This is a genomic window from Prosthecodimorpha hirschii (assembly GCF_001305515.1).
GTDB lineage: Bacteria > Pseudomonadota > Alphaproteobacteria > Rhizobiales > Ancalomicrobiaceae > Prosthecodimorpha > Prosthecodimorpha hirschii.
Genome location: NZ_LJYW01000001.1, coordinates 5,910,793 through 5,930,697, shown reverse-complemented (window position 1 = coordinate 5,930,697; position 19,905 = coordinate 5,910,793). Strand labels below are relative to the sequence as shown.

The following is a 19,905-nucleotide window of genomic DNA, read 5'->3' as shown; positions in this document are numbered from 1 at the left end:
GGGCCGCCGGTCCGGCGCCATCCAACGACGCGGCGCCCGCCCGGACCCGCATCCGTGGCGGGCCTGCGACATCCGATGTCGCAGGTACCCGTGGCATCCCAGACGCCAGAATGCGTAAGATCGTCGAGGCGCCGCCGCGCCGGAACCCACAAGAGGAATCGCTCCCGTGTCCAAGCCCAAGGTCCTCGTCACCCGCCGCTGGCCCGATGCCGTCGAAGCCCGGCTGAAGGCGCTCTACGACGTCACGCTCAACGAATCCGACGTGCCGATGACCGCGGACCAGATGCGCCAGGCCCTGAAGGACTACGACGCCTTCTGTCCGACGGTGAGCGACAAGGTCGACGCCTCGGTGCTCGACGTCGCCGGCGCGCGCACCCGAATCATCGCCTCCTACGGCGTCGGCTACAGCCATATCGATACCGAGGCGGCCAAGAAGGCCGGCTTTGTCGTCACCAACACGCCCGAAGTCCTGTCCGAATGCACCGCCGATCTCGCCATCACGCTGATGCTGATGGCCGCGCGCCGTGCCGGCGAGGGCGAGCGCGAGGTGCGCGCCGGCAACTGGACCGGCTGGCGGCCGACCCACATGATCGGCACCAAGGTCTCGGGCGGCACCTTCGGGGTGCTCGGCTTCGGCCGGATCGGCCGCGAGGCGGCCAAGCGCGCCCATGGCGGCTTCGGCATGAAGGTGATCTATTTCGACCCCTTCCCGGTCAAGCCGGAACTGGCCGCGGAGACCGGCGCCGAGAAGCGCGACACCATCGAGGAGGTGCTGCGCGAGTCCGACGTGGTCTCGCTGCACATGCCGGGCGGCAAGGACAACTATCACCTAATCAATGCCGAGCGGCTCAAGATGATGAAGCCGACCGCCATCCTGGTGAACTCGGCGCGCGGCGAGGTGATCGACGGCAAGGCGCTCGCCGAGGCCCTGAAGGCCGGCACGATCAAGGGCGCCGGCCTCGACGTGTTCGAGGGCGAACCCCGGATCGAACCGAGCCTGCTCGCGTGCGAGAACGCCGTCCTGCTGCCGCATCTCGGCTCGGCGACCCAGGCGACCCGCGAGGCGATGGGCTGGCGGGTGATGGAGAATCTGGAGGCCTTCTTCGCCGGCCAGGCGCCCCGCGACCGGGTCGCGTAAGACCTTAAATCCGGCCGTCGCACTCGGACGGGCTTTTGTCGGACGGGCTTCCGGACTATTCTGGATGCCCGAACGGCATGGCGAAGTATGCGATTTTCAACAGGTATTTCGATTCCACTGGGCCGGCCGCGGATCATCTGGGTGGTCGGCGACGGCACCGAGGCGGGCAAGTCCACCGTCGCCATGGCGGTGATCCGGCTCCTCAACCGGAACGGCGTCCGCACCATCCCGATGAAGCCCTATTCGGCCAGCCAGCTGACGCTGCTGCCGGACCGGCTCGCCATCCGCGATCCGGCCAGGACCGCACCGGAGGTCGGCGGCGACGCGATGCGGCTCGCCCGCACCTCGCCCCTGACCGACGGCTATTTCGACCTGGTCGCACCGATTTCCGTCGTCTGCCACCCGACCTTCCGGACCACCATCGCGGCCCGGTCCGGCTCGCTCTTGCTCGGCAACATGGCCTACTACCGGCCCGAGCCCGCCTGGCCGCAGCCCGAACCCGAGATCGTCGCCGACGCCATCGGCAAGCTCGGCGTGCCGCTCGACCGGGCGCGGCCCTGGCCCGGGCTCAACTTCCGCGATGCGCCGCGGCTCGATCAGGCCGCCGTGCGGGCCGCCTATCGCCGGCTCCTGACGCTCAAGCCGCACACCATGGTGATCGAGGGCGCCGGCGCCTTCCTGCCGAGCTTCGACGGCATGCCGACCATCGACCACCTGATCCACGTCCAGCGGCCCGCGGTCAGGGTCTATGCCGGCATCGGCGCCCGCCTGCGCTTCGAGCCCGGCCGGCAGCTGGTTCCGGCCGCCCCCTTCGTCGACCGCCTGGAGGCGCGAGGCTATCGCCCCGCCGCCTTCGTGCTGCCCGAGGTTGCCGAGGACGACCTCGCGCGGGTGGCCGAAGCGCTCGCGGCGGATATCCTCGCGGTCTTCGACCGGGCCGAGAGCCTGCGCGGCCGTCTCCAGCGGCTGCGCCCGCCCCGCTGGCTGCGCTGGCGTGCGCCGCCGGGCGACGCCACCGGATCCGGGCAACCGCTCAAGACAGAAGGCCGACGCTCATGACGGGCGCGACCGCCGCGGACCGCCGGATTCGATCGTCCGGGTCACGCGCCGAGGCCATCGGGGCCGAACGACAACCGGCCGAGGGACGCTCATGACGATTCGACTGCCCCGCCTGCACCGCCCCCCGCGCATCATCTGGGTCACCGGCAGCGGAACCGAAGTCGGCAAGACCACCATCGCGTCGGCCCTGGTGCGCGTGCTCGTCCGCAAGGGCTACCCGGCACTGGCCTTCAAGCCCTATGCGGCCGGGATCATGGCCGAGATGCCCGAGCGGCAGGTCTGGCGCGATCCGGCCCGCACGGGACCCGAGATCGGCCACGACGCCATCCAGCTCGCCAATGCCTCGCCGCTGACCCACGGCTTCCTCGATCTGGTCGCGCCGGTCCAGTTCGTCTGCTTTCCCGACTTCAGCAAGACCGTGATGGCCCGGGCCGGCTCGACGCTGCTCGACAACCGCCGCTTCTTCCGGCCGGAGGTCCCCCTCGCGGTCGCCGATCCCGACACCCGCGACGCGCTGGTCCGGAGCCTCGGCCTGGCGCTCGACGACGCCGTCCCGATGCCCGGCCTCAATTTCCGCGATGCCAGCCGGATCGCGCCCGGGCTGGTCACCGCCGCCTTCCGCCGCCTCCTGAAACTTCAGCCCCATACGATCGTCATCGAGGGCGCGACCAAGTTCAATCCGTCCTTCCGCGGCGGCCTGCCGATCGACCATCTGGTCTATCTGTCCCGCCCCGCGATCACGGTTCACCCGGCCGTGCACCGGCCGCAGCCGCACTTTCAGGCCCGCAGCCAGCTCGTCGTCAACGACGGGCTGATCCGATCGCTCGCCGAATCCGGCCGCCCGCCGGCCGTCCTGACCCTGCCGGAGGCGGAGGAAGACCGGCAGGATGCCGTCGCCGAGGCCGCGGCGTCGGAGATCCTCGATCATTTCGACCGGACCGAGGGCCGATGGGCGCGGTTCAAGGCCGCGGTCTGGCTGCGCACCCGGCGGACCAAGACCCTCGCCCCCGGCCGCCGCCGCGGGTGATCGCCGGCGGACCGGCACGCCCCCTTGCAAATTTTCAGTTTTCTCCCGGCCCGTCGTTTGTCTACGATCGGTGCTACGTAAAGATCGGGAGGAGATCACATGCGTAAATTAGCATCAAAGACCGTCGGCCTGGCCGCGGCCCTCGGCTTCGTGCTGGCTCCGGCGCTCGCCCGGGCCGACGAGTTCGTCAACGTGCTGACCGGCGGAACGTCCGGGGTCTACTATCCGATCGGCGTCGGCATCTCCAAGATCCTGACCGACAAGATGCCCGGTGCCCGGCCGTCGGTGCAGGCGACCAAGGCTTCGGTGGAGAATCTGAACCTGATCCAGTCCGGCAAGGGCGAGATCGGCTTCGTCCTCGGCGACGCGGTCCAGGCCGCCATCGCGGGCGACACCGAGATGGGCTTCAAGGGCAAGCTCGACAAGATCCGCACCATCGCGGCGATCTATCCGAACTATGTCCAGATCGTCGCCTCCGCCGACAGCGGCATCAAGTCGCTCGCCGACCTGAAGGGCAAGCGGCTCTCGGTCGGCGCGCCGAAGTCGGGCACCGAACTCAACGCCCGCGCCATCCTGAATGCCGCCGGCCTGCAATATTCCGATCTCGGCAAGGTCGAGTATCTCGATTTCGGCCAGTCGGTCGAACTGATCAAGAACCGCCAGCTCGACGCGACCCTGCAGTCGGCCGGCCTCGGCGTGGCCTCGATCCGCGACCTTGCCAATTCGGTGCCGATCACCGTCGTGGAAGTGCCCGCGAGCGTGATCCAGAAGGTCGGCGCGCCCTTCGTGTCCGCCACCATCCCGGCCAAGACCTACCAGGGCCAGGACGCGGACGTGCAGACCGCGGCGATCATCAACTATCTGGTCACCCGGTCCGACCTCTCGGAGGATACCGTCTACCAGATGACTAAGGCGATCTTCGACAACCTGAACGACCTCTACGCTGCCCATGCGGCCGCCAAGGTGATCAAGATCGAAACCGGCGCCAAGAACCCGATCGCCCCGCTGCATCCCGGCGCGGCCAAGTATTTCAAGGAGAAGGGCGCGCTCTGATCCGGCGCCCCGGCCGGAGACCTCCGGCCGGGTCCTTCGAAAATGCCCGGAGACCTCCGGGAGCTCCCTTCGCATTCGGCCGGACCTCCGGCAGCTCCCTTCCCAATCGGCCGGAGACTTCCGGCAGCTTCCTTCCCAATCGGCCGGAGGTCTCCGGCCGGCGCCTTCGCCATCGGCGGATTGCCATCCGCCCCTGCCCCACCGCCCCTGCCTCAAGGACGGTCCGCCCTGTCCCGATCGGACGGCGGTCCGTCCGCATCCGCCATCCGATGCGGACGCCTGCATCCCCGCGCGCGCGGGTCCGGAGCCCTTCATGACCGATACCCCGATTGCGCAGGACGAACTCGCCCGCCCCAGCCACGCCGACAATCCCGAAATCCACCTGCCGGAGGATTTCGGCCCGGGTCTCGGCGGCACGATCCTGTTCTGGATCGGCGTCGCCTTCTCGACCTTCCAGATCGTCACGGCCTTCGGCATTCCGCTCGACAAGCCCTTCCTGCCCGGCCTCGACGCCATCCGGGCCTCGGGCGGCTTCCTGATCCTCTGGGCCGTGTGGACCGGATGGCGCGCCAGCCGCGGCGCCGCGGTCGTCGGCAGCGTGATCGGGCTCGTCGCCATGGCGGCGACCTGGATCCTGCTGGCCCGCTATGCCGGCGGCGTGCCGAGCCAGGTGCTGCGCGCGCTGCATGTCGGCTTCCTGTGCCTTCTCGCCGGCGGCATGCTCGCCAACCACCGCAGCGGCCCGGGTCTCGGCCGCATCCTCTCCTGGGCGATCGGCATCGCCGCCTTCGCCATCGGCCTCTACCAGTGGCATCTCTACGAGGCCCTGGTGCAACGCTCCGGCGATCTCACCCCGCTCGACTTCGTCGTCGGCGGCGGCGCTCTCGCCATCCTGGTGATCATGGTCTGGCGCGCCATGGGGCCGGCCCTGCCGATCGTGGCGCTGATCTTCCTCGCCTACAGCCTGTTCGGTCATTGGCTGCCGCGTCCGCTCGACCACCGGCCCTACGATGTCGAGCAGGTCGTCGAGCACATGGTGTTCGGCACCGAGGGCATCTACGGCACTCCGACGCTGGTCTCGGCGACCTACATCTTCCTGTTCATCCTGTTCGGCGCCTTCATGGAGAAGGCCGGGGTGATCGATTTCTTCAACGACATCTCGATGGCGCTGTTCGGCGGGTCGCGCGGCGGACCGGCCAAGGTCTGCGTCGCCTCCTCGGCGCTGATGGGCACCGTGTCGGGCTCGGGCGTCGCCAACGTGGTCGCCTCGGGCCAGTTCACCATCCCGCTGATGAAGCGCTTCGGCTTCACCTCGGCCTTTGCCGGCGGCGTCGAGGCGACCTCCTCGATGGGCGGCCAGATCATGCCGCCGGTGATGGGGGCGGTCGCCTTCATCATGGCCGAGACCATCGACGTGCCCTATTCGGAGATCGTCAAGGCGGCGATCATCCCGGCCTGCCTCTATTTCGCGGCCTGCTTCTGGTCGGTGCATCTGGAGGCCGGCAAGCTCGGCCTGCAGGGCCTGCCGCGCGCCGAACTGCCGAGCTTCTTCGGCGAGGTCCGGCGCAACTGGTTCCTGATCCTGCCGCTGGCGGTGCTGGTCTGGCTCCTCTTCGCCGGCTTCACGCCGCTCTTCGCCGGTGCGGTCGGCGTGGCGCTGACGGTGATCATGATCATCGGCACGGCGCTCGCCTTCGGGCTCGGCTCGGTCGTCGTCCGAACCGTGTTCTGGCTCGCGCTCGCCGGCCTGTCGGCGGCCTCGCTGTGGTTCTCGGTCGCCGCCGTCACCGCGGTGGTCTTCGCCATGGTGATCCCCGCGCTCCTGACCGGGCGCGGACGCGAGACCCTGCTCGGCTGCCGCGCCGCGCTCGCCGACGGCGCCCGCCAGGCGCTGCCGGTCGGCCTCGCCTGCGCGCTGGTCGGCATCGTCATCGGCACCATGACGCTGACCGGGCTCGGCACCATCGTCGGCAACAGCCTGATCTCGCTCGGGAAGGAGAATCTGGCGGCGACCCTCGTGCTGACCATGATCTTCAGCCTGATCCTCGGCATGGGCATTCCGACCATCCCGAACTACATCATCACCTCCTCGCTGGCGGCGCCGATCCTGCTCGGGCTGAACATCCCGCTGATCGTCAGCCACATGTTCGTGTTCTATTTCGGCATCATGGCCGACCTGACCCCGCCGGTCGCGCTGGCCGCCTTCGCGGCGGCACCGATGGCCAAGGAATCCGGCATGAAGATCGGCATGCAGGCGGTGCGCATCGCCCTGCCCGGCTTCATCATTCCCTATATGGCGATCTACGATCCGACCCTGATGCTGCAGCCGGTGGCGGGCCTCGACGGCGCGCTCTACTGGCTCGCGGCCGGCTTCACCACCCTCAAGGCGGTGATCGCGATGGCGCTGTGGGGGATCGCCGCCTTCGGCCATCTCGACCGGCCGGTCTCCTGGCCGGAGCGAATCTATTGCTTCGTGGCCGCCGGCTTCCTGATCTTTCCGAGCACGGCCACCGACTTCATCGGCCTGGTCGCCACCACCGGATTCCTGGCGTGGCGCTTGCTACTCGCCCGGCGCAGGGCCGCAGCGTAGGTTAACAAAATCGCTTCCGCCCCAATTCGGGATTGGGGCGCGGGGCGGAACGCTGTAGCATACAATCCGCGCACGGACACGGTGTGCGAGGGTGGAGTTCAGCCGATGCTATGGGCCGCCGTGGGGCGTTGCGGTGCATGGTTGCGGAGTGCATCGCTGTGCGGTGGGCTCGCAGCGGGGTTGTGCTGGGGCGATCCTGTCGCCGCACAGGATGCGGGACGCGCCGCGGGCGCGGATTCCGCGCGGGCCGGAGTGGCCGCCACGGCCCGGCCGCTGCGCGATCCGACGGCGAGCTTCGCGCAGACCGCCCTGGTCCCATTTTCTACCGCGCCGTTCCCATATCGGGGCGACGTTCCCGGCCAGGGCAAGCCCTTCCTGGATGTCGTGCAGGACGGCCGCGCGGGCCATACCTCGCCGCGCGGCGGGGTCTATTTCGAAGACCAGACCTATAGCGATTCCAACGTCCTGCTTTCGATCCCGCGCGGCTACGACCCGGGCAAGCCGACGCTGATCGTGCTCTATCTGCACGGCAACGAGGCGAAGCTGGAGCGCGACGTGCGCGACCGGCAGCGCGTGCCGCGCCAGGTGGCCGAATCCGGTCTCAACGCCGTGCTGGTGGCGCCGCAATTTGCCGTCAACGCGCTCGATTCCAGCGCCGGCATGTTCTGGCAGCCGGGCCACTTCGCCAAGTTCCTGCAGGAGGCGGCGGCCGAACTCGCCCGCCTCAGGGGCGATCCCCCGCTCGCCGAGACGCTCGCCAAGGCGCCCGTTCTGATCGTCGCCTATAGCGGCGGCTACCTTCCGGCGATCTACGCCATGAGCGTCGGCGATGCGGCCGAGCGCATCCAGGGCGTGGTGCTGCTCGACGCCCTGTTCGGCGAGGAGGATCGCTACGCCGAATGGCTGCCGAAGCGCGGCCGCGCCTTCTTCTTCAGCGCCTATTCGAGCGGCTCGGAGAGCAACAACACCCGGCTGATGAACGCGGCCGAGGCGCGGCGCGTCCCGTTCGAGATCGGCATACCGGCCCGTTTCGAGCCGGGCCGGGTCAGCTTCCTCTATGGCGGACGCAACGCCAACCATCGCGACTTCGTCACGCGGGCCTGGGTGTCCGACCCGCTGCAGTCGGTGCTGAGCCGCATCCCCGGCTTCTCGCTGGACCGCCGCCCGCCTGGGATCGGCAACACGATCGCCGGCATCGGCCCCGATCGCGATCCCGGCGATGGCGCGGGAGAGGCCGAAGCCGCGCCGACGATCTCGGCCCAGCCCCGTCCGAAGCCGACGCGGGTCTCCGCCGCGGGCGCGACCGGGCCGGCGGCGACGGCCAACGAGGGAGTTCCGCCCGGCCTCGGCGACAGCGGCCCCGGACCGGGCGGCCCGGGCTCGCTCGCCACCGCCCAGCCGCCGGGGCCGCCGCTGACGACCTCGCGTCCGGCACCGCCGCCACCACCGCCGGTCCCGACCGTTGCGGCCGCCGGCGCAGGTCCGGGCAAGCCGCCCTCGCCGCTCGGCAGCCCGTCGGTGCCGGCCGGCGGCAAGGCGCCTGGCGGCCTCGATGCCGCCGCGGCCGGCGGCCTGCCGCCGGGCGACAAGGGTGGCGCCCGCGTCGTCGGCCGGCCCTTCCCGGCCGTCCCGCTGCTTCCGGCCGCCGCGCCGGCGCCGGTCAACAACGGCGTCTGGGCGCCGACCATGACGACGGACGATTTCGACAAGTTCCGCTCGGGGTTCGGCAACGACAGCGCGTCGAGCACGACCCGGCCGGGCCCGACCGGCGCCGCAGGCGCAAAGCCGAAGCCGGCCCAGCCGTAGGCGACGGCTGTCGCACGGCGCGGCACCCGGCTGGTTCACGAAACGCCCGACGCGCCCAGGGAGCTCCGCCAGTGCCTCGATTTCTTGCCGTCTACACCATCACGCGCGAGGCCATCGCGTCGTTTCGAAGCCGGCCCAAATCCGAGCAGGATGCTGTCGATCAGGAGGGCGTCGCCCAATGGGCGGCGTGGGAGGAACGCCATGCGCCGGTCATTCGCGATCGCGGCGGCATGGTCGGCAAGACGACCCGCGTGACCCGGGACGGTATCGCCGATGCCGTCAACCCGGTCTGCGGCTATCTGGTCGTCGAGGCGGAAAGCGCCGATGCGGCGGCACGGATGTTCCTGGATCACCCGCACCTCACCGTCTTCCCGGGCGACGGCGTCGACATCATGCCCTTCGTCACCTGAAGACGGCGGCAGGCCCCCGGCCTGGCAGCTCCCCGGGCCCGGCAGGCCCCCGGCCCGGCCTGGCGCCGGGCTCAAGAGCGGGTCGCCCGGAGCGACCGGCCTGGAACGGCCCAAGCCTGCGTCTCTTGATCCCAGCGGCCCAGGATGCGGACGCATCGGGCCGCTGAATTAAGGCGAATTTCTCATAGGCGTCAGAGGCATGAGAAATTCGCGTAGCGAAGACCGACGATCATTCCATGACCGTCAGTCTGATGACCGACAGGGTCATCCGATCCCTACAGATGGGGTGGTGCCCCGAAACGGCCCCTCCGTCCCGGGCCGGGACACGAAAAAACCCCGCCCGGCGGACCGGACGGGGCTGCAGCCTGTGCGGGCGATCGCCCGGGCGTCGGATCAGCCGTTGACGGCGTCCTTGAGGCCCTTGCCGGCCCGGAACTTCGGCGACTTCTGCGCCGGGATCTTGATGGTCTCGCCGGTGCGCGGATTGCGGCCTTCGGAGGCGGCACGCTCGGCGACGTTGAAGTTGCCGAAGCCGGCGATCTTCACTTCGTCGCCCTTGGCGAGCGCGGCGGCGATCGCTTCGAAGGTGGCATCGACGGCCTCGCCGGCAGCGGCCTTCGTCTGGCCGGTCTTGGTGGCGACTTCGGCGATCAGCTCGTTCTTGTTCATACTCGCGTTCCTTCTTTCGTCTCTGCGGCCGTCCCGGAGGGCGCCGGCCGATCTCGTGGACGGATCGGGCCCCGCTTCCACCCGAAGCCCGCCCGGCTCCTGACCGGGTCAATGATCGCGGTTCCGGCCGACCGGCGGCGTCCGTGCAACGGCGCCCCGTGACCGGAAACTCCTCGCCTCGCCTTCGGGACCTTTCCCGGAGGCTCGCGGGCGCCCCTTCGAGTCGGGACGATCACGGGATAGCCAAAAGCCCCGAAAAGTGGCCTTCCGCAAGGCCTTTCGCAGCCGACCCCCGAAATATCCGGGAGTTTGCCGCCCTTTTTCCTGCCTGCGACACCGCGTCGGGGCCCCGCAGACACGAAAAAGCCCCGCCTTCAGGGGGCGGGGCTTTCGCAGATTGCCGGTACGGGATCAGTGGGCCGTGATGCCGGACGCGTCCTCGTCGCCAGGCGTCGAGCGCGGCGGCGTCGCCGGCTCCTCCCATTCGATCGGCTCGGGCATGCGGCTCAGCGCGTGCCGGAGCACCTCGTCCATCCGGCTGACCGGAACGATCTCGAGCCCGCTCTTCACGTTCTCGGGGATGTCGGCCAGGTCCTTGGCGTTGTCCTCGGGGATCAGCACCTTCTTCAGGCCGCCGCGCAGGGCCGCCAGGAGCTTCTCCTTGAGGCCGCCGATCGGCAGCACGCGGCCACGCAGCGTGACCTCGCCGGTCATGGCGATATCCTTGGAGATCGGGATACCGGTCATGACCGAGACCATGCAGGTCGCCATGGCGATGCCGGCGGACGGACCGTCCTTCGGCGTGGCGCCTTCCGGCACGTGGACATGCACGTCGCGACGATCGAACAGCGGCGGTTCGATGCCGAAATCGAGCGCGCGCGAGCGGACATAGGAGGCCGCCGCCGAGATCGATTCCTTCATCACGTCCTTCAGGTTGCCGGTGACCGTCATCTTGCCCTTGCCGGGCATCATGACGGCTTCGATGGTCAGAAGCTCGCCGCCGACCTCCGTCCAGGCGAGCCCGGTGACCGCGCCGACCTGATCCTCGCGCTCCGCCTCGCCGTAGCGATAGCGCGGCACGCCGAGATACTCCTCGAGCTTGACCAGATCGACCAGCACCTTGTCGGTCTTCTTGAGCACCAGATCCTTGGTCGCCTTGCGGGCGAGCGTCATGATCTCGCGCTCGAGATTGCGCACGCCCGCCTCGCGGGTGTAGCGGCGGATGATCTGCTTCAGCGCTTCCGGCTCGATCTCGAACTCGCCGGCGGTCAGGCCGTGATCCTTGTTCGCCTTCGGCAGCAGGTGCCGGCGCGCGATCTCGACCTTCTCGTCCTCGGTGTAGCCCGCGATCCGGATGATCTCCATCCGGTCCATGAGCGGCGCCGGGATGTTGAGCGTGTTGGCCGTGGTCACGAACATCACGTCCGACAGGTCGTATTCGACCTCCAGATAGTGATCCATGAAGGACTGGTTCTGCTCGGGATCGAGCACTTCCAGCAGGGCCGCCGAGGGATCGCCGCGGAAGTCCATGCCCATCTTGTCGATCTCGTCGAGCAGGAAGAGCGGATTGGACTTCTTGGCCTTGCGCATCGACTGCAGGACCTTGCCCGGCATGGAGCCGATATAGGTCCGGCGGTGGCCGCGAATCTCGGCCTCGTCGCGCACGCCGCCGAGCGACATGCGCACGAACTCACGGCCCGTGGACTTGGCGATCGACTTGCCGAGCGAGGTCTTGCCGACGCCGGGCGGGCCGACGAGGCACAGGATCGGCCCCTTCAGCTTGTTGGCGCGCGCCTGCACGGCGAGATATTCGACGATCCGTTCCTTGACCTTGACGAGGCCGAAATGATCCGTGTCCAGGACCTCCTGGGCATGAACCAGATCCTGCTTCAGCTTGGACTTCTTGCCCCAGGGCAAGCCGAGCAGCCAGTCCAGATAGTTGCGCACGACGGTCGCTTCGGCCGACATGGGCGACATCTGGCGCAGCTTCTTCAGCTCGTTGCCGGCCTTTTCGCGGGCCTCCTTGGAGAGCTTGGTCTTCTTGATCCGCTCCTCGAGTTCGGCCAGCTCGTCGCGGCCTTCCTCGTTGTCGCCGAGCTCCTTCTGGATCGCCTTGATCTGCTCGTTCAGATAGTATTCGCGCTGGGTCTTCTCCATCTGGCGCTTGACGCGCGAGCGGATGCGCTTCTCCACCTGGAGCACGGAGATCTCCGACTCCATATGGCCGAGCACCTTCTCGAGCCGCTGGGCGACCGAGACGATCCCGAGCATCTCCTGCTTCTCGGGGATCTTGACGGCCAGATGCGAGGCGACCGTGTCGGCCAGCTTCGAGTAGTCCTCGATCTGGGTCACGGTGCCGAGCACCTCGGGCGAGACCTTCTTGTTCAGCTTCACGTAGTTCTCGAATTCCGAGACCACGGAGCGGGCCAGCGCCTCCATCTCGACCTTGGCGCTCACTTCCTCGGCGAGCGGCTGCACTTCCGCTTCGTAGAGGTCCTGACGGTCGGAGAAGCGCACGATCTCGGCACGCGAGGCGCCCTCGACCAGCACCTTGACGGTGCCGTCGGGCAGCTTCAGCAGTTGCAGCACGCTCGCCAGCGTGCCGATCGTGTAGATCGCGTCGGTGGCCGGATCGTCGTCGCTGGCATTGATCTGCGTCGCGAGGAGGATCTGCTTGTCGGCGCGCATGACTTCCTCGAGCGCGCGAATCGACTTCTCGCGGCCGACGAAGAGCGGAACGATCATGTGTGGGAAGACGACGATGTCCCGGAGCGGTAGCACCGGAAAGACTTCGGCGGGTCCCCCGGCGGCGCGGGGCTTCTCGGTCATTCTCTCGTTTCCTTTCTCGTCGCTCTCGGCATCCGGGCCACCTGTCGCGGCCCCGGGAAGAGCGGACCCGCAACGGACCGGCCGGTTGCCGCGCCCTGTCTCCAGGGTCGACGACGCTGCCGCATTCGGCCGACCCGCCGCGCCCCGACCAACTTGGGCACGCGAACAGATCTCCGAGGACCGTCTCAGGTGTTTATTAGGTGGCGACGCGACAGGGGGGTGTCAAGGCGATCGGATATCCCCGCCGGAAATAGCGCCGGGCCGCGAAGTTCAATGTCACCCGACACTTAATTCTGCCATCGCATTGCGGCGGACAAGATCCCCGCGGGATTGCGTCACAAAGGTGACGGCGCGTGGCCGCGCTGCAACGACGTGGCCTCCCGGCGCCCCCGCTCGAACAGCCAGCGCGGGCGGGCAGCGCGTACGGGCCGCGCCGAACGGAAAGGGGCGCCCGCTCGTCGCGGACGCCCCGGAGACCGACAGGACGGGATCGGATCAGGCCGAGATGCCGGCCTGCGCCTGATCCTCGTAGGTGTAGAGCGGACGCGCCTTGCCGTCGACGACCTCCGAGGAGATCACGATCTCCTTGACGCCCTTCAGGCCGGGCAGGTCGAACATGGTGTCGAGCAGGATGCCTTCCAGGATCGAGCGCAGGCCGCGGGCGCCGGTCTTGCGCTCGATGGCCTTGCGGGCGATCGCCTTCAGCGCCTCCTCGTGGAACACGAGCTCGACGCCTTCCATCTCGAACAGCCGCTGATACTGGCGGGCGAGCGCGTTCTTCGGCTCGGTCAGGATCTTGACCAGCGCCTCCTCGTCCAAATCCTCCAGCGTCGCCACGATCGGCAGACGGCCGATGAATTCGGGGATCAGGCCGAACTTGAGCAGATCCTCCGGCTCGACCATCCGGAACAGCGTTCCGGTGCGCCGCTCCTCGGGCGCCGCCACGCGGGCCTTGAAGCCGATCGAGGTGCCGCGGCCGCGCTCGGAGATGATCTTCTCCAGGCCCGCAAAGGCGCCGCCGACCACGAACAGGATGTTGGTGGTGTCGACCTGCAGGAACTCCTGCTGCGGATGCTTGCGGCCGCCCTGCGGCGGCACCGAAGCGACCGTGCCTTCCATGATCTTCAAGAGCGCCTGCTGGACGCCCTCGCCCGACACGTCGCGGGTGATCGAGGGATTGTCCGACTTGCGGCTGATCTTGTCGACCTCGTCGATATAGACGATGCCGCGCTGCGCCCGCTCGACATTGTAGTCGGCCGCCTGGAGCAGCTTCAGGATGATGTTCTCGACATCCTCGCCGACATAGCCGGCCTCGGTCAGCGTCGTCGCATCCGCCATCGTGAAGGGCACGTCCAGGATGCGGGCGAGCGTCTGCGCGAGCAGCGTCTTGCCCGAGCCGGTCGGGCCGATCAGCAGCACGTTGGACTTGGCCAGCTCGACATCGTTGTTCTTCGACGCGTGGTTCAGGCGCTTGTAGTGATTGTGCACCGCGACCGACAGCACCTTCTTGGCGTGCTCCTGGCCGATCACGTAATCGTCGAGGACCTTTCGGATCTCGCGCGGTGTCGGGATCCCGTCACGGGACTTGACCAGCGAGGACTTGTTCTCCTCGCGGATGATGTCCATGCACAGCTCGACGCACTCGTCGCAGATGAACACCGTGGGCCCGGCGATGAGCTTGCGCACCTCGTGTTGCGACTTGCCGCAGAACGAGCAGTAAAGGGTGTTCTTGGTGTCGCTTCCGTTTTGCTTGACGCTCATCATCGTCTCCGTCGGGTGCGCCTTTCGGATTCCATCGGGAACCCGTCCGGCCACCGCTGATCAGGGCGCGGCCCCCGCGGTTGCGGGGTCGCCCCCTCGACCGCCATTGGCTGTCGCCCGGAAGCCCTCGTCCCGGTCGCCCGGTCCGTGGCCTCCCCTCCTCTGCCCGTCTCGCCGGGGCACCCGTCGGAACGCTCGTTCCAGGCGGGGACCGGGTCGCCGGTCGACTTCCGATCCGTGCGTCCCGGTGCCGCCGCGGGGCGGTCGACCGATTCGCGCGCAGTTCTGGCAGCCATTCCGTCAGGCTAGGGAGCGAAAGTTCAAGGTTGTCTTAAGAACAACCGAAACCTCGCCGCCGTGCCCGGCGGGCTGCAGTCCGCCAGCGTGGCATCGTCCCGGTCCGCGCGACGCCCGCTCGGGGCGGACAGGGCGCGGACCCTCAAATTTGCGGCGGCCGGCCGAACCGGCCCCGCCGCGTCGCAGCCTTTAGGCGGCGGCGGCCTCGAGGGCGGCGCGACTGGAGATCACGCCGTCGATGAGACCGAAATCCTTCGCCTTGTCGGGCGTCATGAAGTTGTCGCGCTCGAGCGCGCTCTCCACGGTCGCCAGATCCATGCCGGTGTGGCGCACATAGAGCTCGTTCAGGCGCCGCTTCAGGTTCAGGATCTCCTGGGCGTGCAGATGGATGTCCGAGGCCTGGCCGCGGAAGCCGGCCGAGGGCTGGTGCAGCATGATGCGCGAATTGGGCAGCGAGAAGCGCGAGCCCTTCTCGCCGGCGCCGAGCAGCAGCGAGCCCATCGAGGCCGCCTGGCCGATGCACAGCGTCGAGACCTGCGGCTTGATGAACTGCATGGTGTCGTAGATCGCCAGGCCGGCCGTCACCAACCCGCCGGGCGAGTTGATGTACATGGCGATTTCCTTGTTCGGATTCTCGGCTTCGAGGAACAGCAGCTGGGCGCAGACCAGCGTCGCCATCACGTCGTCGATCGGACCCGACACGAAAATGATGCGCTCCTTCAGGAGGCGCGAGAAGATGTCCTGATAGCGCTCGCCGCGATTGGTCGTCTCGATGACCTGGGGAATCACGTAGCTCATATAGGTGTCGATGGGATCCCGCATCTGAGGTCCTTGTTCCTGGCACGTTCCCCGCGGCGGGGCGACGGCTGCGGCCTTCCGGCCCAAACTCTGTCGGGAACGGCCCATGCCGCACCCCGGACCCTGTCGAAAAGCGGACAGAGTCGCCTGATCGTCGATACATATTGCAAGGAACCGGCCAGCGAAAGGGGCCCGCTCGGCCGGACCCCATCGTCGTGACGGTAACGTGAACGCCAGCGGCCGCGTCACCATCCCCCGGAAATGCAGCGAGCCCGCCAGGTCAGGCGGGCTCGGCAACCGTGCAGATCGTGATCCCGAAGGGCTTTTTCAAGCCTCTTCGGTTTCCTTGAAGAGCTCGTCCTTGGCCACGGTCTTGTCGGTGACCTGTGCCTTGCCGAGGATGAAATCCACGACTTTCTCCTCGAACAGGGGAGCGCGCAGGGTGGCCAGAGCCGCCGGGGTCTTGCGATAGTATTCGAACACCTCGCGCTCCTGGCCCGGGAACTGGCGGGCCCGCTCGACGAGCGCGCGGCTGACCTCGTCGTCGGTGACCTGCACTTCGTTCTTCTCGCCGACCTCGGAGAGGACGAGACCGAGGCGCACGCGACGCTCGGCGATGCGGCGGTAGTCGGCCTTGGCGGCCTCCTCGGTGGTGTTCTCGTCGGCGAAGCTCTTGCCGGCCTGGGTCATCTCGTCGACGACCTGCTTCCAGATCTGCTCGAACTCGCCCTCGACCAGCTTCTCGGGCAGGTCGAACTGGTAGACGCCGTCGAGCTGGTCGAGCAGCGCGCGCTTGACCTTGGCGCGGCTGGCCTGGTCGTACTGCGAGCGGATCTGATCGCGCAGGATTTCCTTGAGCTTGTCGAGGCTCTCCAGGCCGAGCTTGGTCGCCCATTCGTCGTCGACGACGAGTTCGCCCGGGGCCGAGACCGACTTCACGGTCACGTCGAAGGTGGCGGCCTTGCCGGCCAGGTGCTTGGCCGGATACTCGGCCGGGAAGGCGACCTCGACGGTGCGCGCGTCGCCGGCGGAAGCGCCGACCAGCTGGTCCTCGAAGCCCGGGATGAACTGGCCGGAGCCGAGCGTCAGGTCGACGCCCTCGCCCGAACCGCCCTCGAAGGCCTCGCCGTCGATCTTGCCGACGAAATCGATGGTGACGCGGTCGCCGGTCGCGGCGGCGCCCTCCTTCTCGACGAAGGGACGGTTGCCCTCCGCGATGCGCGCGAGCTGCTCGTCGACCTCGGTCTCGGCCACCTCGGCCACCGGACGCTCGACCGCGATGGTCGAGAAATCCTGGATCTCGAAGGCCGGCAGCAGCTCATAGGTGGCGGTGAAGATCAGGTCGGCCTCGCCGTCGACCAGCTTCTCGGCCTCGACCTCTTCGGACAGCTTGACTTCCGGGTTGAGCGCCGGCCGCTCGTTGCGGTCCTCGACCACCTTGCGGATGGTCTCGCCGATCACGTTGTCGATGATCTGCGCCATTTCCTGGCGGCCGACCAGGCGACGCAGATGCGCCACCGGCACCTTGCCGGGACGGAAGCCGTTGATGCGGACGCGATCCTTCATCTCGACCAGCCGCTGGTCGAGGCGGCTGGAGAGGTCGTGGGCCGGAACGACGAGCTTGAGTTCGCGCTTCAGGCCCTCGGAAAGGGTCTCGGTCACCTGCATGGGGCGGATTCCTGTGGCTTTTTTGTGTGCGGTCGTACGCCCCGCGGCTGCCATGGCCGGAGGGCGCTTCGTTTCGAGCGGCCCTCATAGTCGAAAAGGCGGGCGGAAGGGAAGCGAAAAAGCGCGGAGCGCCGCCGCCATCGGATCGATCGGCGGCACCGGGCGCCACCGTGCGGTGGCAGTCACAAACGTGACAACGGCCCGGGAGGGCCATGTCATGGTGGCGCCATCACGGAGGTGAACGCATGGATATCGGCAAGTATATCAGCGCCCTGGAGCGGCGCATCGGCTTCGAACTCGACGAGCCGGACGACGGTTTCTACGGTCTCGTCGTGGAAGGCACGCAGCTCGTCAACATCGGTTTCGACGAGACGGCCGCGACGATCACGATCCGCACGCCCGTCAACGCCTATTCGCCCGCGCTGCCGACCGATCTCGTCGCCTCCCTCCTCGAACTGAACCTCCCCAACGGCGTCACCGCCGGCGCGATGCTGGCCTGGCCGGAGGACGGCTTCGGTCTCGAGCTCGTCAACGTGATCCCGGCCGCCGCGATCGAGCCCGACCGGCTCGGCGACCTCGCCGGCGCCCAGGGCAAGGGCGCCCTGGAGGTCTCGCGCATCATCAACCGCAAACTGGCCCATGCGGCCTGACGACCGGGGGACAGAACCATGGCCGACATGAACGTCAATGCCCCCAAGGGGACCCACGCCAACTTCGGCATCGGCACGACGCAGCAGAACCCCACCGAAGTGAAGGGCAACGCCTTCACCCGCTTCTTCAGCAACCTGTTCGACAAGATCGGCAAGGCCTTCTCGTCCGGCGGCAAGAAGGCCGAGGCGCAGCCGAAGCACGATGCCGGCGGCGGCGAGGTGGTCTTCTCCGCGACCACGAGCAAGAAGGACATCCAGCGGGCGAAGAAGGAGTTCAGAAACAGCGAGATGTACCAGGCCGTGAAGGACGGCGACAGCGGCATCAACAAGAAGAACCTGGAAACCGGCATGAAGGTCGTGCTGTCGCGCCCGGAATGCGTTAAGATGATGAAGGATCATGGTCTGACGCTGGGCGAAGCGGTCGGCATCTTCATGTACACGACCGGCGACTACACGCCGATCAACAATCAGCTGCGCTCCGGCAAGCCGCTGTCCGACGACGTGAGCGCGCTCAACAAGGAAATCATCTCCGGGATGGCCAAGCTGCCGAGCTATCAGGGTCCGTCCCTGACCCGGCTGACCGATCTGCCGGAGCACATCGCCGATCAGTATCAGCCCGGCAACACCGTCGAACCCGGCGGCTATTCCTCGACCAGCACGATCACCACCGGCGCGATGGACTTCCTCGGCGGCGAGTTCGTGATGCGCATCGCCGTGAAGGGCGGATCGTCGGGCAAGGACGTGCAGGCCTTCTCGAACAAGCAGGAGGAGAACGAGATCCTGTTTCCGCCCGGAACGCAGTTCAAGGTGCTCAAGCGGGCGGAACCGCAGCCCGATCCCTATACCATGATGGGCATGCCGAAGAAGCTCGAAGAGACCAAGATCACCCTCACCCTGCAGGAGGTCTGACATGAAAGTCATCAAGGGCACGCTGACCCCCGAGGAGATCGCCCAGGCCGAGGCGATCGACGCCGAATATGAAGCCCGGGCCCGCAAGGAGACCCGCAACCCCTTCACGCAGGACTTCATCGACAAGATGACCTCCGCCGACGCGCCGCCGAAGGCCCGCGACGACAAGCAGTCCTGAGGGAGCGAAGCCATGCATCTCAGTTCGAGGGCCACGGCCCTGCTCCAGGAACTCGCGCGGGACCACGGCCTGCGGTCGCTCGACTTCGACCGCAACGGGCTCATCCCGATGAAGGTGCGCGAGACCCAGACCTCGATCGCCTACAGCCCGGCCAACGATTCGTTCTATCTGATGGCCGTCATCGACCCGGATGCCGGCGGCCGTCTGGCCGATCCGGCCGCGGTGCTGAAGACCAACGGCGACCTCGCCGCGCGGCGCACCCGGATCGCCATCGAGCCGGACACCAAGGCGGTCATGCTGGTGCGCGACATCTTCCTGGCCGGGCTCGCCTATTGGGAGTTCAGCAAGGCCGTCGAGGCCTTCGTGGCCGATGTCGAGACGGTCACGGCCGGCTATCGGCGTGCGGATGCGCGCGGCAACCGGGCGGCGGCGGACGACATCCCGTCCGACTACGTGACGCTGCGGCTCTGACCGGCCCGGATGTCCGTCGGAGGCGCGGGCCGCCCGGCCGGCGTCTCCGCTGTCTGCCGCGTTCTTGCGCAAGCCGGCCCGCATCCGCCTCCGGAAAGGGCATCCGATCCATTCACGGCGGTGGGCATGCCCACCCCATGGCCTTGCGCAAAACTTGACCATATGGCCAAATTCATCCGCCCGGCCGAGGGACAGGTCCGGACCCGGGCGGATGGGGAGCCACATGACCGACTTTCTCGATCTCACCGCCAGCCGCCGCGCGGTCCTCGCCGGAACCGGCGCGACCCTTCTGAGCGCCGTCCTCGGCAGCCCGGCGCTGGCCGCCAAGGCCAAGCCGATCTCGGTCGCCATGGTGACCTCGGTGCCGATCGAGCAGCAGTGGATCTCCCGCCTGCACATCGCCCTGAAGGCGGCGGTCGCGCGCGGCGACATCACCTATGTCTATTCGGAGAACGTCGCCGATACCGACGCCGAGCGCGTCATCCGCGAATATGCCGAGGCCAAGAAGGATCTGGTCATCGGCGAGGCCTTCGGTCTGGAGCGCGCCGCGCGCAAGATCGCCTCGGACTACAAGAACACCGCCTTCCTGATG

Annotated in this window: 16 protein-coding genes and 1 pseudogene; 12 read left to right on the top strand and 5 right to left on the bottom strand. The window is 68.0% G+C overall.

Translation table 11 applies throughout. The annotated features are described in order from the left end of the window. The first annotated feature begins 166 nt into the window (after positions 1 to 166). The 7 genes from ABB55_RS26030 to ABB55_RS26000 all read left to right on the top strand — a co-directional run bounded on the left by ABB55_RS26030 (position 167) and on the right by ABB55_RS26000 (position 9,083). Positions 167 to 1,138: a 2-hydroxyacid dehydrogenase gene (locus ABB55_RS26030; protein WP_054361433.1), complete on the top strand. Its 972-nt coding sequence runs from the start codon at positions 167 to 169 to the stop codon at positions 1,136 to 1,138. A 141-nt stretch (positions 1,139 to 1,279) separates the two neighbouring features. Then, on the top strand, positions 1,280 to 2,197 hold the full coding sequence (locus tag ABB55_RS26025; protein ID WP_054361432.1) for a hypothetical protein: 918 nt from the start codon (positions 1,280 to 1,282) through the stop codon (positions 2,195 to 2,197). A gap of 91 nt (positions 2,198 to 2,288) precedes the next feature. Beyond that, positions 2,289 to 3,224: a hypothetical protein gene (locus ABB55_RS26020; RefSeq protein ID WP_054361431.1), complete on the top strand. Its 936-nt coding sequence runs from the start codon at positions 2,289 to 2,291 to the stop codon at positions 3,222 to 3,224. 99 nt (positions 3,225 to 3,323) lie between these two features. Next, positions 3,324 to 4,277, top strand: a complete 954-nt coding sequence (locus ABB55_RS26015) for a TAXI family TRAP transporter solute-binding subunit (RefSeq protein ID WP_054361430.1) — start codon at positions 3,324 to 3,326, stop codon at positions 4,275 to 4,277. 313 nt (positions 4,278 to 4,590) lie between these two features. Continuing rightward, complete coding sequence (locus tag ABB55_RS26010) at positions 4,591 to 6,867, top strand: TRAP transporter permease (RefSeq protein ID WP_054361429.1); 2,277 nt, start codon at positions 4,591 to 4,593, stop codon at positions 6,865 to 6,867. A gap of 252 nt (positions 6,868 to 7,119) precedes the next feature. Continuing rightward, positions 7,120 to 8,673, top strand: coding sequence for a hypothetical protein (locus ABB55_RS30030; protein WP_152982194.1), 1,554 nt, complete (start codon positions 7,120 to 7,122; stop codon positions 8,671 to 8,673). Between the two features lie 71 nt (positions 8,674 to 8,744). Then, entirely contained in the window at positions 8,745 to 9,083 is a 339-nt protein-coding gene (locus ABB55_RS26000) for a hypothetical protein (RefSeq protein ID WP_054361428.1), read from the top strand. Positions 9,084 to 9,476: 393 nt separating this feature from the next. Here the strand turns inward: ABB55_RS26000 and ABB55_RS25995 are convergent, their stop codons facing one another. The 5 genes from ABB55_RS25995 to tig form a co-directional block, all read right to left on the bottom strand. After that, a complete protein-coding gene (locus tag ABB55_RS25995; protein WP_054361427.1) occupies positions 9,477 to 9,752 on the bottom strand; it encodes an HU family DNA-binding protein in 276 nt (91 codons plus the stop codon). A gap of 411 nt (positions 9,753 to 10,163) precedes the next feature. Next, positions 10,164 to 12,581, bottom strand: coding sequence for an endopeptidase La (gene lon, locus ABB55_RS25990; RefSeq protein ID WP_054361426.1), 2,418 nt, complete (start codon positions 12,579 to 12,581; stop codon positions 10,164 to 10,166). 495 nt (positions 12,582 to 13,076) lie between these two features. After that, complete coding sequence (gene clpX, locus ABB55_RS25985; RefSeq protein ID WP_054361425.1) at positions 13,077 to 14,342, bottom strand: ATP-dependent Clp protease ATP-binding subunit ClpX; 1,266 nt, start codon at positions 14,340 to 14,342, stop codon at positions 13,077 to 13,079. A gap of 486 nt (positions 14,343 to 14,828) precedes the next feature. Next, a complete protein-coding gene (locus ABB55_RS25980; protein WP_054361424.1) occupies positions 14,829 to 15,461 on the bottom strand; it encodes an ATP-dependent Clp protease proteolytic subunit in 633 nt (210 codons plus the stop codon). Positions 15,462 to 15,764: 303 nt separating this feature from the next. Next, on the bottom strand, positions 15,765 to 17,105 hold the full coding sequence (gene tig, locus ABB55_RS25975) for a trigger factor (RefSeq protein WP_054361423.1): 1,341 nt from the start codon (positions 17,103 to 17,105) through the stop codon (positions 15,765 to 15,767). A gap of 245 nt (positions 17,106 to 17,350) precedes the next feature. Between tig and ABB55_RS25970 the strand changes: the two genes are divergently transcribed. The 5 genes and pseudogenes from ABB55_RS25970 to ABB55_RS25955 all read left to right on the top strand — a co-directional run. Next, positions 17,351 to 17,755, top strand: a complete 405-nt coding sequence (locus ABB55_RS25970) for a type III secretion system chaperone (RefSeq protein WP_054361422.1) — start codon at positions 17,351 to 17,353, stop codon at positions 17,753 to 17,755. A gap of 18 nt (positions 17,756 to 17,773) precedes the next feature. After that, positions 17,774 to 18,664, top strand: a complete 891-nt coding sequence (locus ABB55_RS25965; RefSeq protein ID WP_054361421.1) for an ADP-ribosyltransferase — start codon at positions 17,774 to 17,776, stop codon at positions 18,662 to 18,664. Position 18,665: 1 nt separating this feature from the next. Beyond that, positions 18,666 to 18,842 (top strand): hypothetical protein, encoded by a 177-nt coding sequence (locus ABB55_RS30530; RefSeq protein ID WP_160321325.1) that lies wholly within the window; start codon positions 18,666 to 18,668, stop codon positions 18,840 to 18,842. 12 nt (positions 18,843 to 18,854) lie between these two features. Next, the gene (locus ABB55_RS25960) at positions 18,855 to 19,313 is read left to right on the top strand and encodes a type III secretion system chaperone (protein WP_054361420.1); all 459 of its coding nucleotides are present in this window, start codon (positions 18,855 to 18,857) and stop codon (positions 19,311 to 19,313) included. A gap of 223 nt (positions 19,314 to 19,536) precedes the next feature. Further along, positions 19,537 to 19,905 (top strand): annotated as a pseudogene (locus ABB55_RS25955) (BMP family ABC transporter substrate-binding protein); the annotation flags it as partial.